We start from the raw sequence: 15653 nt of genomic DNA, 5'->3' as shown, positions 1-15653 counted from the left end.
TCGCGTCCGGTTACTTCGCCTCCAGGATGTCGAGGACGAAGCGCAGGTCGCCCTTCGACGGCCCGTACGCCAGGTCGGCCGGCACGTCGAGCTGGGCCCGGGTGCCCACCTTGAGGCCGGGCACCGCCTGGTCCCAGCCCGGGATCAGCTGGCCCACGCCGATCGGCGAGGAGAACGGCTGGCCGCGCTCCCAGGACGAGTCGACCAGCTCGCCGGTGGAGTACGAGATCACCTTGTAGTTGACCGTGATGGTCTGGCCCTTCTGCACCACCGGACCGGTGCCCGGCACGAGCTCGGTGATCTTGATCTTCTCGACCTTGCCGGTGCCGGGCTTCACCTCGGGCTCCACGGCCAGCGGGTTCGCCGCCTGGGCGGACGGCTCGGCCGCCGCGGGCTGGGTGGCCGCGGCCTGGGTGGGAGCCGGATCCTCGTCGCGGGACTGCACGAAGAAGAAGACCGCGGTCAATGCCACGAAGACCAGCACGCCGGTGAGCACGCCCGCCACCGCGCGGCCGCGGCCCTTGCTGTTCGAACTGGTCCTGTCACTCATCGCCATCCCCTGTCCGGCAGTCGGAAACTTCGGACACGGTACTCGTGACCGGGAGGTAACCCACGAAGAACCTCCGCCGAATCGCCGATGCGGATGATCACCCGTACGTCCCCGACCCGCGACCCCCTCTTCTATCCCGGGGCATGAGATGAGATCGTTTATCGCCTCGCGCGGGCTGCCTGCGCCGGGTTCCCCCCGCCTATCCGCCTGATCTGGAGGGTCGTTGCCCGATCAGACGACCGTGCACTGGCAGGAACACCTCGCGACCGCGGGCGTGATCCTGCTCGGGGTGCTCGCCGTGCTCTCCTTCGGCCTGGTCGTGCGCGCCCGCTCGACCGAGCACGCCGCACCCGCGGCGCCGCCACCGGCCGCGCCGACCGCCGAGCAGCTGCCGATCCCGCTGCCCAGCGCGTCGCCGTCGCTCACCGTCGACCCGGTCAACTCGATCGCCGTCGAGCGGGTGCCGGCCACCGGCCCGGTCGATCTGTCCCTCGAGGGCCAGATCGACTGGGTGCACTGGGGCGAGCAGGGGCGGTACGCGCTCGAGCGCAAGGCGGACGGCAACTTCGTGATCCTCGAGGGCACCCCGGACGCGCCGCGGGAACGGGTCACCGGCAGCCCGCAGGCATACCGGTGGACCGGTGGCAGCCCGCTCGCCTCGGCGAAGGGTGTGACCAGCGGAGTTCGTACCTGCGGGGAGGGCAACGGCTTCACGCTCACCGCGCCGGTCGGCACGGTCGGCAACACGCTCCGGCTGTACCTCGGGGTCTCGTCCGGCGTGGGCCGGCTGGAGGCGCGGCTGTCCACCGGCGGGCAGCCCTGGACCGATCGGTGGGAGCAGCCCGACGGGCAGTTGTCGACAGCGGCCTACACGGTGAACTACCGGGCGATCAAAGCTGGCAAGATCTCGGTGCGGTGGATCACCGAGGAGTCCACCGGCGGTAATTGCGGCGGGGTCGTCCTGTTCGCCGCAACCGTGAGCTGAGCTGCGGAAACTCGCAGAAGAACGACGATAAGGGGAATTTGTGTTCGCGGGCTGGGGATCGCGGGTCGCCCGTCTCCGCTGGACGGTGCTGTCCGTGGCGCTCGTCGCGGTGATCAGTGCCGGCGTGTGGGGTTTCGGCGTCTTCGACCGTCTCTCCGAAGGTGGCTACAACGACCCGGGCAGCGAGTCCGGCCAGGCCGCCGAGGTGGTCGCCGAGGCGCTCGGCGGGCAGGGTGGCGACGTCATCGCGATCTACACACCCGACCAGGGCGGCATCGACGACGCTGCGCTGACCAAGCGGATCAAGGAGCGCCTCGCGGCGCTGCCCGAGTCGGCGGTGAGCGGGCAGAACTCGTACTGGTCGGCAACCGGCGACGCCCGCGCGGCCTACGCCGCCGAGGACGAGTCCAGCGCGGTCGCGGTGATCACCCTGGTCGGCGATGACGACGCCGAGAAGATGGATGCGTACGCCGAGATCGAGGACGCCTTCACCGTCCCGGGCGCCCACGTCCAGCTGGCCGGCGGTGTGCCGCTGAGCCACACCTCGTCCGAGCGGTCGACCCGGGACCTGGCGTCGGCCGAGCTGATCTCGCTGCCGATCGTGCTGATCCTGCTGCTGCTCATCTTCGGCTCGCTGGTGGCCGCGGCGCTCCCGGTGCTGATCGGCGGCTGCGCGGTGCTGGGCTCGCTCGGCGTGCTGCACGCCGTGGCGCTGACCCACGAGGTCAACTCGTTCGCCGTGAACGTGGCCAGCCTGCTCGGTCTGGGCATGGCGATCGACTACGGCCTGTTCATGGTCGGGCGGTTCCGGGAGGAGCAGGCCGGGCACAGCACTGCGGAAGCCGTACGCCGCACGGTTGCGACCGCTGGGCGTACCGTGCTGTTCTCGGCCACCCTGCTGATGACCGCCCTGGCCGGCCTGCTGCTCTTCCCCCAAGGCTTCCTGAAGTCCCTGGCCTACGGCGGCCTCGCCGCCGTCTTCCTGGCCATGCTGCTCTCGCTCACCCTGCTCCCGGCGATCCTGGCGATCATCGGCCCCGGCGTCGACAAGCTCCCGGTGCGGCTGCCGTTCCGCCGCGGCGCGGAATCCGGCACGCCCGGCGGGTGGGAGAAGCTGGCCGGCGTCGTGCTGCGCCGCCCGTTCCTGGTGGCGCTGCCGATCCTCGGTGTCCTGCTGCTGCTCGCGCTGCCGATCACCGACGCCCGGTTCGGTGAGAACGACGAGCGGGTGCTGCCCGCCGGCGACCCGTCCCGGGTCGCAATCGAGACGCTCAAAGCCGACTATCCGCAGTTCAGCGCGGACGGCGTGCAGCTCGTGGTGCGCGGAACCAACGGCAAGCTGCCGGACGTCCGCCGGTTCACCGAGACCGCCGCCGACATTCCCGGCATCGCCGACGTCACTGTGACCGGCACCAGCGAGGACGTGGTGGTCCTCAACGCCGATCTGGAGAGCAGCGACTCGTTCACCGCCGAAGCCCGGCAGGCCGTCGAGGACCTGCGCGCGCTGCCCACCCCGCGCAGCGCCGAGGTGCTGGTCGGCGGCACGACCGCCCGCAACGTGGACAGCCTGGCCGCGATCGGCGACCGGCTGCCCCTGATGATCGGCATGCTGGCCGGCGCCACCCTGCTCCTGATGTTCCTGGCCTTCGGCTCCATCCTGCTGCCGATCAAGGCCGTGGTGATGAGCGCGCTGTCGCTCTGCGCCACCTTCGGCATCCTGGTCTGGATCTTCCAGGAGGGCCACGGCGCCGGGCTGCTCGACGTCACGCCCGCACCCCTGGAAGCCGGCATCGTGGTGCTGATGGCGGCCGTGGTGTTCGGCCTCTCCACCGACTACGAGGTTTTCCTGCTGTCGCGGATGGTCGAGGCCCGCACCCGCGGCTCCTCCACCGCCGAGGCGGTCACCATCGGCCTGAGCCGCACCGGCCGGGTCATCAGCGCGGCTGCCCTGCTGCTCATCGTGGTGACCGGGGCGTTCGCGCTCTCCTCGGTGACCACCATGAAGTTCGTCGGCGTCGGCATGATCATCGCTCTGGTTCTGGACGCGACGGTCGTACGGATGCTGCTCGTCCCGGCTGTGCTCGCCCTGCTCGGGGATGCGGCCTGGTGGGCGCCGGGGCCGCTGCGGCGGCTGCAGGAACGTGCGGGCCTGGCTGAGCACGCCGGGGAAGCGGAGATCACGGACTGGCAGACGCCGTTGCAGGCCACCGCTTCTCTGCCTTCCTCGTCCTCTTCGCCATCTTCGTCCTTGTCCTCGTCCTCGTCCTCGTCCTCCGATGAGACGGTTACTTTCGCGCTGCCGGCCGGGTTTGCGGCGGCGGGCGCACTGCCGGCCGGCACGTCGGCGTCGGCATCCCAGACTGTGGTGCTGGATTACGCCGCGGTGCTGGAGTACATCGCGGAGAAGGAGGAGGCAGCGGCTACGTCCCGGTCGCTGACCACGCCGCCTGCCGGGCCCGGTGAAGAGACCACGCGGCTTGAGCTGCCCGCGGGCCCTGCCGCCGAGCCGACCTCAACCGACACCGGCTCTCCGGAGCCGGCTTCCGAAGCTGCGGCGCCGGTCTCCGTTGATGCCTCGCCGTCGGACTCCACGTCCGCAGCAACGTCAGATTCTTCGCCGGTTGTAGCGCCGGATTCTTCGCCTGCGGCAGCGGCGGGTTCGTCGTCGGATTCGTCGCCTGCTGCAGCGGCGGACTCTTCGTCGGCTACGGCGGCGGCTGCCTCGCCGGCAGCTTCCCCGGCGGCAGCTTCTTCGCCGGCGGCTTCCTCGCCGGCAGCGGATTCCTCGATCGCAGCAGCGTCGGACGACGCGGTGCCGTCGGCCATCGGAGACGTCTCGCCGACGGTTACCTCGAACGACTCGCTCGCCCCGGCTGAGTCCGACCTGCCGGCGGTATCCGAGGCCGGCACGCCGGACTCCGCCGATGATGACGACATCGTCGACCTCCCGGTGACCTCGCTGCTCGGCCTCGAACCGGAAAAGCTCACCGAAGGCGCCGCCTCCTACCCCGGCCTCTTCGCAGAGTCCCCGCCCGATGCCGAACCGGACATCGCGGTGACCGAAGACGCCACCGTCGAGCCCGAACCCGAGCCTGCCGGCCACGCCGAGGAGCCGGTGCCGGATCCCGAGCCGGAGGACGAGCCGTTGCCGCCGCTCCTGGAAGCCGTGACCAAAGCCCGAACCGCGGTGGACGAGTTCCTCGCCGCAAGCACCCCCACCGAGCCGCCGTCCCCGGTCGCGCCGTCCGAGCCACCCCTCTTCGCCACCACCGCGGCGACCACCGAACTCTCGATCCTGTCCGGCCCGAGAACCCCAGCCGAGCCCGCCCCCGCACCGGCCGACGCCGAACTCTTCCCAGCGATCCCCCCTACCCCGGACACCAGGCCGACCGCGGCGGCAAACACCGAACCGTCCCCGGCATCTCTCCCCGCAGCCTCCGCTGCGACGGACACCGAACCGTCCCCGGCGCCCCTCCCTACTGCCCCCGACGCGGCGGTCGCCGAACCGTCCCCGGCGCCTCTCTCTACAGCCTCCGCTGCCGCGGTCGCCGAACCGTCCGCGGCGCCTCTCTCTACGGCCTCCGACGCGGCGGTCGCCGAACCGTCCCCGGCGCCTCTCTCTACAGCCCCCGCTGCCGCGGTCGCCGAACCGTCCGCGGCGCCTCTCTCTACGGCCTCCGACGCGGCGGTCGCCGAGCCGTCCCCGGCGCCTCGCACCGCGGCTGACGCCGAACTGTCCACCGCGGCCTCCGACCCGGCGGACGCCGAACCGTTCCCTGCGCCTCACACCGCGGCTGACGCCGAACTGTCCACCGCGGCCTCCGACCCGGCGGACGCCGAACCGTTCCCTGCGGCAGCGGCCGAACCTTTCCCAGCGCCGTCCACTACGTCGGATGCCGAGCCGTCCGCGTCGGCAGACGCTGGACTGTCTCCGGCGCTTCCCGATGTCGTGACGCCGCCCGCGTCTGACCGCCCGGCGACGGTGTCCGAGGCAGCGGAGGCGGCATTCGTGCCCGAGCCGCAGACTGAATCCCTCGCCGAGGAGACCTCCGCAGGCTTCGAGGCCGCGGCCTCCGTGCCTGGCAGCGAGGCGGAACCTGCACGCCCCCGCCCCGCGGAAGAGGCGGAACCCGCACACCCCCGCCTCGCGGAAGAGGCGGAGTCCGCACGCTCCGCAGAGGAAGCCAACTCCGCGCGTTCGCTGGAGGAAGCCGAGGTTGCGCGTCCCGTAGACGAGCCTGCGATTACGAAATCGGACACTTCCGCCGACAGCGGCCCGCAGGCTGTGCCAGTCGAGGTCGAAAACCTATTCGCCTGGCGCTCCGACCCGCGTCTTGCAAGCTTGGCCGCGCCCGGTTCGGACGAATTCGACTGGCTGGCAGGGGCAGCTGCGGCCCGCCGCGACCAGAACACGCCGGACGCGGCGGCAACGCCCGACGCGGCGGCAACGCCCGACGCGGCGGCAACGCCCGACGCGGCGGCAACGCCGCACGCCGCCGCAACCCCCAACGCGGCGGCAACCCCCAACGCATCCGCAACGTCAGCGGAACCGGCGTCAGCGGAACCGGCGTCAGCGGAACGGGCGGCAGCGGAACCGGCGGCGGAACCGGCGGCGGAACCGGCGGCAGCGGCAGCGTCGGCGGACCTGTCAGAGCCCGCAATGCCGGCGGCGCCGGTCGAGTTCGCCGGCGAGACCGCTCAGGTAGCCGAGGCTGACTCGGGATCGCTGGCCGGCACCGGGGCCTACGCCGATTCCGGTTCTCACTTGAGGGCCGGCTACGAACTCGGCTTCAGCGAGACCGAGCGGGACGGGCAGGACGCCGTGTCCGCGCAGCGGCATCCGGCCGCGCGGATGCCGGAGGCCGCTCTGCCCTACTCGTTGCCGGATTCCGCCGCCACGGGCCGGCCGCAGGACCTGGGTGACTGGCTGAGCGGAAGCTCGGCCGGCGACCGCCCCCGAACCCTCGACGACCTGGCGGCCCCGGTCAGCGGGATCCCGGCGGGGCGCCGGCCGCAAACCCTCGACGAGTGGCTGACCAGCACAAAGCCGGAAGTCGAACGCCCCTCCGACGCCGGGACGCCAGGCGGCCTCACACCAACCGGCCCGGGCGACCTCCCGCCGGTTGGCTCCGGCGAACTCACGCCAACCGGCCCGGGCGACCTCACATCTGCCGGTCCGGGGGACCTTGCACCGGCAGGCCCGGGCAGCGGAGACCTTCCGGGTGCCGGCGACGGTGCCGCCGAGGGGCCGGCCGCCACAGCCTCGCCGGAACCCATCCCGACCAAATACCTGGAATTCCGGGACTTCGCTGCTTCCAAGCCGCAGACAACCCCGATCGCGAAGCCGCGGCCGGAGGCAGAGCAGGAACCGGAAGCAGCACGGGAACCGGAAGCAGCACGGGAACCGCAAGCAGCACGGGAACCGGAAGCGGCGCAGGAACCGGAACCAGCACGGGAACCGGGAGCGCCGGAACTGGAAGCGGCACGGGAGCCCGAAGCGCCACGGGAACCGAGTCTGGAATCGGCGGCTGCGCCGGTGAGCGGAGCCCCCGGGTTCATCCGGCGGCCGCAAACCCTCGACGAATGGCTGAAGGGCGGCCCGGTCAACCCCGAGCCCGCGGCAGCCACCGAGCGGCCGAACTCGCTCAACGACCTGACCACCCGGAAGATCCGCCGGCCGAAGAACCTCGACGACTGGCTCACCGGCGCGCCTCCGGCCGGGACCCCGGCGGATCGGCCCCGGCCTGCCCGTCCTGCGACGCTCGCCGACGACGAGGCGACGGCACGGCAGCGGCGGGCCGGGAACGGCGCGCCGAACTCGTGGGCTGCCGGGTCGGGCGAGCATCCGTACGATCGATCGGGTCGCCGCCCGTCCTCCCTGGCCGACCACCCCGGGCCGGCACCGCGGGCGCGCAGCAAGCCCGCCGGGGACGAGCGCGAGCCGGCCGCAGGCGAACCGGAACCCGGCACCGCCCCGCACGCCTGATCCCGCGGGCGCGGATCCGAAGATCCGCGCCCGCGAGCAGGTCGCGGCCAGGCCACAGCGTCGTCGTCTCATCCTCCGTTGCCGCAGGCCGGATCCGCGGGGGCGAAAAGGCACTTCCGGGACACCGAAGTCCGGATCCGTGGCTGCCGGGAAAGATGAAGCGGAGGGCCGGGGAAGGATGGAGCGGACCGCCCGGCAAATGCGAAGAGTGACCGGCACCCCTTGCCCGAGACGGTCGGCGGCCGATAGGACGGCCGGGTAAGTACAGTGCCTGCGGTGGGAACAGAGGGGGACGTACGAATGACCGGTGACGCCGTGGGCGTGGACCCGGACCGCCTCGCGGCATGCCTTGCCGTGCTGGCCGAGGTCGAGGCCTTGCCGGTGGAGCACCCGGACGCGGTGCGGGTGCGGCGGGCGGTCGGCGGGCTGTTCAAGACGGCGAAGCTGCAGCGCCGCCGGGATCGCCGGGACGCGGTTCTGGCGAACGACAAGGCGGTGACGGAGCAGACCGCGACCGGCGCGCCGGGGCGGATCGACGACGAGACCGCCGGGATTCCGCTGAAGAGCACGGTTCGCGGGGCGACTGCCGGGGTGCTGAAGCAGGCGCGCGGATGCTATGTGTGCAAGCAGCGGTACACCGTGGTGGACGCGTTCTACCACCAGCTCTGCCCGTCCTGCGCCGAGCTGAATCATGCGCGCCGCGACGCGCGTACCGATTTGTCCGGTCGCCGGGCGCTGCTCACCGGCGGCCGCGCCAAGATCGGGATGTACATCGCGCTGCGGCTGTTGCGCGACGGCGCGGATCTGACGATCACCACGCGCTTCCCGCACGATGCGGTCCGCCGCTTCGCGGCGATGCCGGACAGCGCGGACTGGCTGCACCGGCTGCGGGTCGTGGGCATCGATCTGCGGGACCCGGCCCAGGTGGTCGGCCTGGCAGACTCGGTCGCGGCCCGAGGGCCGCTGGACATTCTGATCAACAACGCGGCCCAGACTGTACGGCGTACCGCAGGCGCCTACTCGGCTATCGCAGCCGCCGAAAATGAGCCGCTGCCCGGCGGAAAGCTCCCCGAACTCGAGTATTTCGGAACCGCCGGCGCCTCCCCGGCTGCCGCCCTGACCGCGGGCACGTCCACGCTCTCCCCGCAGCAGATCACCGAGCTGGCGCTGACCGCCCGGTCGACCGCGATCGACGCGGGTGGTCTGGTGCCGGACACGACGTCGACGAACAGCTGGAGCGACCGGGTGCACGAGGTCGACCCGCTGGAGCTGCTCGAGGTTCAGCTGTGCAATGTGACCGCGCCGTTCATCCTGGTCAGTCGCCTGCGCGCGGCGATGCTCGCGTCGCCGTTCCCCCGGCGGTACGTGGTGAACGTGTCCGCCATGGAGGGGATCTTCGCCCGCGGCTACAAGGGGGCGGGGCACCCGCACACCAACATGGCGAAGGCGTCGCTGAACATGCTGACCCGCACCAGCGCGGTCGACATGTTCGCCGACGGCATCCTGATGACCAGCGTGGACACCGGCTGGATCACCGACGAACGGCCGCACCCGACGAAGATGCGGCTGCACGAGGAGGGCTTCCACGCCCCGCTCGACCTGGTCGACGGCGCGGCCCGGGTGTACGACCCGATCGTCCGCGGTGAACTCGGCGAGGACGTGTACGGCTGCTTCCTGAAGGACTACGCCCCGGTCGCGTGGTGACCTGAGACGACGAATCGGGCCGCATCGTGCGTACGATGCGGCCCGATCTCAGGTTTTGTCAGCCGCCGACAGGCGCGTTTACCACCTGCGGGCCACCCTCGCCCTGGAACTTGTCCTTCATCTTGTCCCTGAACTTGTCGTTCGGGCCCTGGAAGTCCGTCCAGTCCTTGACCTTGTCGTGGGGACCCTGCGGACCCTGCTGGTCCATCCAGTCCTTGACCTTGTCGCCCGGACCCTGCTGGTCCATCCAGTCCTTGTCCTTGTGGTTCGGGCTGTCCATCCAGTCGTCGAACTTGTTCCCCTTGTAGTTCTTCCACGGGAACTTGTGGTACTTGTACGGCTTGCCGATGTCGAACGGGCCGCCCAGGTAGTCCGGCTTGTTCGGCCAGTGGCCGGGCCACACGCCGTTCCAGTCGTCCCAGTTCCAGTATTCCTCGCGGACCTCGAGCTCCCACGCCCAGCTGCGCCAGCTGATCCGCACCGGGGAACACTTGAACTTGTCCCAGGCGCCGAACTTCACGCCGGTCCATCCGGCGTTGCGGCACTGCCGCTGCCAGCGGTAGTACCCGACGACGTAGTCGTAGTCGTCGGCATAGCTCTGCACGTGGTATCCCGCGGTCGTTCCGGTGGACTGGCCCGCGGCCGGTGCCGCCTGCGCCGGGCCAGTCGCGATCATCGCACCGGCGGCGAGGCTCATGCCGGCGAGCGCAAGCAAACGCATTGCTTTGTTCATGTCACACCTTTTCAGGACAAAAACGCCATGACGTGCGTAGCTCATCACGCTCAGCAACGGGCTTCCGGCCTTTGCCGGAATGCTGACCGTTTGGACGACGGCGCAGGGGCCATACCGCCGAAGCGCCATCCCCTCTCCGCCCCGGCCACCCGAAACCCGCAGCCCAACACCCACCAGCTGACCGCCAACGCTGTCTCCCGGCCGCTGAAGGAGCACTCACCGTCAGCCACGCCCCTGCGGCTGACCCCCAGCGCTGCCTCCCGGCCATTGAAGGAGCGTTCAGCGTCAGCCACGCCCCCGCGGCTGACCCCCAGCGCTGCCTCCCGGCCATTGAAGGAGCGCTCAGCGTCAGCCACGCCCCCGCGGCTGACGCCCAGCGCTGCCTCCCGGCCGTTCAAGGAGCGCTCAGCGTCAGCCAGGGTCCGTTGGTTTGCGGCGGGGTGCGGTCAGGAGCGGCGGCGCTTCGGTCTGGCCGGCTTCGCGCCGACCCTGGGCGCCGGGGTTGCCGAACGGGCCGGGGACGTCGAACCGGCGGAGGCGACCGGGTGGGTGGGAGCCGGCGGTGCGGGTGACGCCGGCTTGACCAGGGGGTAGCGGCGCAGGATCCACGCCTGCTGGCCGAGGGCGTAGAGGTTCTGCACGAGCCAGTACAGGACGACGCCGACCGGGAACAGCACGCCGGAGATCAGCAGGGAGAGCGGGAACCCGTACAGCATCAGGCGCTGCACCAGCCGGCCCTGCGCATCCGTCGCCGGGCCGGATTTGCTGATCATCTGGCGGGTGGAGAGGTACGTCGTCGCGGTCATGATCAGGATCAGGGCGGCGGTGACGATCTTCACGGTCAGGGAGGACGCGCCGAGCAGGCTCAGCTGCTCCGCGGTCGAGTTGAAGCCGGCCGCGATCGGCGCGCCGAACAGCTTGGCGTGCACGGCGCTGTCGAACTGGGTGAGGGTCCAGCCGTACAGCGTGCGGGAGGCCTCGCTTGTCACGTCGGGCCGCACATGGCGCAGCACGTGCAGCAGGCCGAACAGGATCGGCGCCTGCACCAGCAACGGCAGCAGGCTCGCCATCGGTTTGATCTTCTCGGTCTGGTAGAGCTTGGCCAGCTCGGCCTGCATGGCGGGCAGATCACCGCGGTGTTTCTCGCGCAGCGCGGCGATCTGCGGTTGCAGCCGCTGGATCGCCCGCTGCGCCCGCACCTGCCGGACCACCAGCGGGATCAGCGCGGTGCGGACGGTGAGGACCAGGAAGACGATGCCGAGCACCCAGGCCCAGTCGGTCTGCCAGCCGTCGGCGTCGCCGAACACCCGGAACCAGACGTCGTGCCAGAACAACAGAATCGCGGAGATCGCCGTGTAGACGACAGCCATCAAGGAGGACATGAGGAAACCCCTCGGAACGCCGGGACGAGGACGCGAGGCTTGTTCACGACGGCGCGAGCCGTGCGGTCGTGAAGAAGCTGCGGCCGGCGAGCAGGGACGCTCAGGCGGCCGCGAGGGCCGCGGTGGGTCCTCGAGGCCGGGTCCGCCCGGCGGCGTCAGGGTCGCGATAGCGGGGCACACCGGTCCGCCGGGCGCGTTCCCGCAAGACCCGGCGACTGGCGCCGGGGTTGACGGCGGCTGTCCGGCCGCCGAGCAGCACACTGGCGGTGAGGACGGTCACCAGCAGCACACCGGCGATCGCGCCCGCTCCGAGCAGCAGACCGGTCGGGCCGGACTCGGTCAGCACGCTGACCAAGCGCCACAACGCCTCGACCCAGATCACCGGCCCACCCTAACCACTCCGCGCAACCCTAGGCACGCTCGTCGTCGGACAACGCCCGGTACGCCGGCCGCAGCACCTCCACCACCGGTTCCCCATGGTGGCTGATCGCCGGTGGATCCAGCTGGTCGAGCAGCGCGTCGGGCCGCACCCCGGAAACCGGCTCCGGCTCCACATCGGCGTCGCTCCCCCAGAACGCGCCCGGATCCTCCGGATCGATCAGAACGTCGACGGGCGCTTCCGGCGTCTCGGGCGCCGGCGCCGACGTCTCGAGCGCGTCCACCGCCGCCGACTCCCGCAGGTGACGCAGGCGCATCAGCAGCTCGTCGCGCGACCGGCCGCGCCAGGCGAACACCTCGAACGGGTCCGTCTCGAACGCCCGGGCCAGCGCATAGGTCGTGGCCGCCAGGTGCACGCACGGCATCGGCCACCGCTCGCAGCTGCAGTCCATCGCCACCTCGTCGAGCGAGAGCGGCAGCAGCCCCAGCCCGGCCCCGTCGAAAACGGCCTCGATCCCGGCCGGCATCCGCCCACTGAGCAGGTCGGCGACGTAGCGGGCCTCGGAGACCAGGGCTTTCTCGACGCGGCCCCAGTCGGCCGCCCCGAACGCCCGGACCGCGATGCGCGCCCGGAAAGCGTTCGGGTCGTCGGGCCCGCGCACCAGCGCGACGGCCAGGCTGCTGGAGACGGTCAGGCTGCGCACGTGCCCGGCGCGCTCGTCGCGGCGGCCGCGGGCGAAGGTCGGCCCCATCCGCAGGGACTCGAACATGCCCAGGAACGCCAGGGGGAAGTCAGTCAACGATCGCCTCCGGGGCCAGGGCGAACAGGTCGCGCAGTTCCTGAGCGGTGAGCGCGCTGAGCCAGCCCTCGCCGCTGCCGACCACGCGCTCGGCGAGGACCCCCTTGTCGGCGACGAGCTGGTCGATGCGCTCCTCCAGGGTGCCGAGGCAGACCAGGTTGTGGACGTGCACGTCGCGGCGCTGCCCGATCCGGTACGCCCGGTCGGAGGCCTGGGTCTCGGCCGCCGGGTTCCACCAGCGGTCGACGTGCACGACGTGGTTGGCGGCGGTCAGGTTCAGCCCGGTGCCGCCGGCTTTCAGCGAGAGCACGAAGACCCCCGGCCGGTCGGCCTGCTGAAACTCCGCGACCATGGCGTCCCGGGCGCCCCGTGGTGTGCCACCGTGCAGGAATTTCACCGGCACGCCGAACCGCGCGGCCAGGTGCGGCACGAGCATCCCGCCGAACCGGGCGAACTGGGTGAAGCACAGCACGCTCTCCCCCACGCCGAGCGCGTGGTCCAGGATCTCCTCGAGACGGTCGATCTTGCCGGAGCGGCCGGGCAGCGGCGAGTTGTCCTTGAGCACCAGCGCCGGGTGCACGCACACCTGTTTGAGCTTGGTCATGGCGGCCAGCACCAGGCCCTTGCGCCACTTCTCCCCCGGCTCGGCGAGGCGGTCCTCCAGCTCGTCGAGGACCGCCCGGTAGAGGCTGACCTGCTCGGTCGTCATCCCGCACAGGTGCCGGACGTGCCGCTTGGCGGGCAGGTCGGCGGAGATGTGCGGGTCCAGCTTCGTACGCCGCAGCAGGAACGGCCGGGTCGCCTGGCGCAGGCGGGCGGCCGCATCCTCCTCCCCGTAGCGCTCGATGGGCACCGCGAACCGGGCCCGGAACGTGTGCGCCGACGCCAGCAGGCCCGGGTTGACGAAGTCGAGGATCGACCAGAGCTCGGACAGCCGGTTCTCCACCGGGGTACCGGTCAGCGCGATCCGGTTGCGGGCCGGGAACCGGCGGACCGCTTTCGCCGCGCTGCCACCGGCGTTCTTGATGTGCTGCGCCTCGTCGAGCACCACCCGGTCCCACTCGATCCCGGCGAGGGCGTCGGCGTCGCGGACGGCCGTCGCATAGGTCGTCAGCACCAGGTCGGCGCCGTCGGCCAGCGCCGCCGGGCCCTCCCGATCGGCACCGTGCAGCACCCGGACCCGCAGCGACGGCGCGAACCGCGCCGCCTCCCGCTGCCAGTTGCCCAGCACCGACAGCGGGCAGATCAGCAGCGCGGGCCCGGCCCGGTGGTGCAGCAGCAGCGCCAGCAGCTGCACGGTCTTGCCCAGACCCATGTCGTCGGCGAGGCAGGCGCCCAGGCCCAGCGACTCCAGGAAGGCCAGCCAGGAGAAACCCCGAATCTGGTACGGCCGGAGCACGCCGGCCAGGCCCTCCGGCGGGGGCAGCAGCTCGAGGCTCTGGTCGAGGCGCCCGGTCAGCAGGTCGGCCAGCCAGCCCTCGCCGCGCGCGTCGGTCACCGGCAGCGGCAGCTCCTCGGGCGGGAGCAGCCGCATCACCTTGAGCGCGTCCCCGGCGGTCATCGTGCCGCCGCCGCGGCGCAGGAAGTCGAGGCCGGCGGCGAGCCGCTGCGGGTCCAGGAACACCCAGCGCCCGCGCAGCCGGACCAGGGGCACCTTGGCGCGGGCCAGGTCGGCCAGCTCGTGCTCGGTGAGAGTGCGCCCCCCGAGAGCCAGCCCCCACTGGTAGTCGACCATCTCGCGCAACCCGACCGCCCGGTCCCGCAGCACGGTGGAGACCGGGTCGCGACCCCGCACGTTCAGCGAGAGCCCGAGGCTGGGCCGTCGCCGCCACCAGGCCGGCAGCAGCACCCCGTAGCCGGCCTCCTCGAGCAGCGCGGCGTGGCTGAGGAACCGGTGGGCGCCCTCGGTGTCGAGCAGCATCTCGGTCGGGTGGGTGCCGCGCAGCGCCTCGCCCAGCTCCGGGTAGAGCCGGGCGGCCCGCCCGAGCCCGGCCAGCAGCCGCTCCTGCGGATGCGAGGTCCACCGGCTGAGCGGCGCATACTGATCGCGCCACACGTCGGCGGCGCTGACCAGCACGCTGGGCTCGTCGGCGGCCTGCAGCAGGAACTCCAGCCGCCAGGCGTCCTCGGGCAGCGGCACCTCGGCGGGCATCACCGGCTCGTGCTCCCGCGGATCGCTGAGCCGGAAGCACACCCGGACCTCGGCCCCACGCGCCGCCTGGGCGAACCACGCGTCGAGCCGCCCGGTCAGCTCGTCGACCAGCGCCGGCGCTGCCTCGAACTCGGGCTCCCCGGTGAGCGCGGCCAGCCAGCCGTAGTCGGCCAGCACCACGCCGGCCTCGGCCAGCCGGGTCCGCACCAGCCCATCAACCAGCCGCTCCAGCGCGGCCGCAAACACATCCGCCGTGGACCCGTCCGCCATGAACCCGTCAGCGGTGAAGACGTCCGCCGAGGACACGGCCGCCCGGGACGCCGGCCCCGGCGCCTGTCTGCGGCGGCGCGCCACGGCGCCGCGCTCGGCCGCACGGGTCTGCCCGGCCCGGCAGGCCGGGGGCATCCGGTCACGAAGCGACGCGGCCCGCACCGCATCGGCCCCGATCAGCACCGGCCGCCACCACGCGGCCGGGCGCGGGCCGTCGAGGCGCACGCCGGGCAGCACCCGCCCGCGCCGCACCAGGCTCGCCGCGAACGCGCAGAACTCGACCAGCCAGCCGACCGACGGCGCGGCCCGCCCGTCGAACTCGGCCACCAGATCGGAATCCAGGAACGGCACCTCGACCGCGGGCACCCGCCAGGGCCGCGCACGTGGCGTCCCCCGGCGTGACGGCAGCCCGAGCTGCGGGGAGGACAGCGGCCCGGCGCTCGTCGAGGGCAGCATCAGCGTGACCGGCCGCGCGGCGCCCGCCGGAAGGGCATCGGCCGGCACCGCGAACGGATGGTCGGGCGCGTCACCCCGCCGCCTCGCTCCGCCCGGCGAGCGGTCGGCATCGGTCTCCGCCCACAACGCGATCGCACCGTCGGCCCCGAGGAGGCCGTGCAGCACGCGAACCTCGGCAGCGGCAACCGTGACCACGGCGGTCAGATCTGGTGAGTCACGGTCCATCAGCACGCCGCCGACTCTAGGCCGACCCCCCG

The 15653-nt window shown here is 72.1% G+C and carries 9 protein-coding genes; 3 read left to right on the top strand and 6 right to left on the bottom strand.

What is annotated here, in order from left to right; translation table 11 throughout:
• Positions 1 to 10 precede the first annotated feature (10 nt).
• Entirely contained in the window at positions 11 to 550 is a 540-nt protein-coding gene (locus OHA21_RS04270) for an FKBP-type peptidyl-prolyl cis-trans isomerase (RefSeq protein ID WP_328470334.1), read from the bottom strand.
• Between the two features lie 223 nt (positions 551 to 773).
• On the opposite strand from OHA21_RS04270, the gene OHA21_RS04265 reads away from it, so the two are divergent.
• The 3 genes from OHA21_RS04265 (at position 774) to OHA21_RS04255 (ending at position 9225) form a co-directional block, all read left to right on the top strand.
• Complete coding sequence (locus tag OHA21_RS04265; protein WP_328470332.1) at positions 774 to 1535, top strand: hypothetical protein; 762 nt, start codon at positions 774 to 776, stop codon at positions 1533 to 1535.
• A gap of 94 nt (positions 1536 to 1629) precedes the next feature.
• A complete protein-coding gene (locus OHA21_RS04260; protein ID WP_328470330.1) occupies positions 1630 to 7521 on the top strand; it encodes an MMPL family transporter in 5892 nt (1963 codons plus the stop codon).
• A 300-nt stretch (positions 7522 to 7821) separates the two neighbouring features.
• Entirely contained in the window at positions 7822 to 9225 is a 1404-nt protein-coding gene (locus tag OHA21_RS04255) for an SDR family NAD(P)-dependent oxidoreductase (RefSeq protein ID WP_328478288.1), read from the top strand.
• A gap of 58 nt (positions 9226 to 9283) precedes the next feature.
• Here the strand turns inward: OHA21_RS04255 and OHA21_RS04250 are convergent, their stop codons facing one another.
• The 5 genes from OHA21_RS04250 to OHA21_RS04230 all read right to left on the bottom strand — a co-directional run bounded on the left by OHA21_RS04250 (position 9284) and on the right by OHA21_RS04230 (position 15621).
• Entirely contained in the window at positions 9284 to 9946 is a 663-nt protein-coding gene (locus OHA21_RS04250; RefSeq protein WP_328470328.1) for a hypothetical protein, read from the bottom strand.
• Positions 9947 to 10404: 458 nt separating this feature from the next.
• Positions 10405 to 11340 (bottom strand): membrane protein insertase YidC, encoded by a 936-nt coding sequence (gene yidC, locus OHA21_RS04245; protein ID WP_442875063.1) that lies wholly within the window; start codon positions 11338 to 11340, stop codon positions 10405 to 10407.
• A gap of 100 nt (positions 11341 to 11440) precedes the next feature.
• Positions 11441 to 11722: a DUF6412 domain-containing protein gene (locus tag OHA21_RS04240; protein ID WP_328470326.1), complete on the bottom strand. Its 282-nt coding sequence runs from the start codon at positions 11720 to 11722 to the stop codon at positions 11441 to 11443.
• Positions 11723 to 11750: 28 nt separating this feature from the next.
• Positions 11751 to 12518, bottom strand: coding sequence for an SWIM zinc finger family protein (locus OHA21_RS04235; RefSeq protein ID WP_328470324.1), 768 nt, complete (start codon positions 12516 to 12518; stop codon positions 11751 to 11753).
• Positions 12511 to 15621 carry a DEAD/DEAH box helicase gene (locus OHA21_RS04230; protein WP_328478284.1) on the bottom strand — a complete coding sequence of 1037 codons (3111 nt, stop codon included), beginning with the start codon at positions 15619 to 15621 and terminating at the stop codon, positions 12511 to 12513. Before OHA21_RS04230 ends, OHA21_RS04235 begins: the two co-directional genes overlap by 8 nt.
• Positions 15622 to 15653 lie beyond the last annotated feature (32 nt).

It is taken from the genome of Actinoplanes sp. NBC_00393 (assembly GCF_036053395.1).
GTDB lineage: Bacteria > Actinomycetota > Actinomycetes > Mycobacteriales > Micromonosporaceae > Actinoplanes.
The sequence above is the reverse complement of the archived record's forward strand: the minus strand, read 5'-3'. Positions and strand labels throughout refer to the sequence as shown.

Coding starts and splice junctions, on each gene's coding strand:
- OHA21_RS04270 (WP_328470334.1), bottom strand. CDS start 550: ATGAGTGACAGGACCAGTTCGAACAGCAAGGGCCGCGGCCGCGCGGTG.
- OHA21_RS04255 (WP_328478288.1), top strand. CDS start 7,822: ATGACCGGTGACGCCGTGGGCGTGGACCCGGACCGCCTCGCGGCATGC.
- OHA21_RS04250 (WP_328470328.1), bottom strand. CDS start 9,946: ATGCGTTTGCTTGCGCTCGCCGGCATGAGCCTCGCCGCCGGTGCGATG.
- yidC (WP_442875063.1), bottom strand. CDS start 11,340: ATGTCCTCCTTGATGGCTGTCGTCTACACGGCGATCTCCGCGATTCTG.
- OHA21_RS04230 (WP_328478284.1), bottom strand. CDS start 15,621: ATGGACCGTGACTCACCAGATCTGACCGCCGTGGTCACGGTTGCCGCT.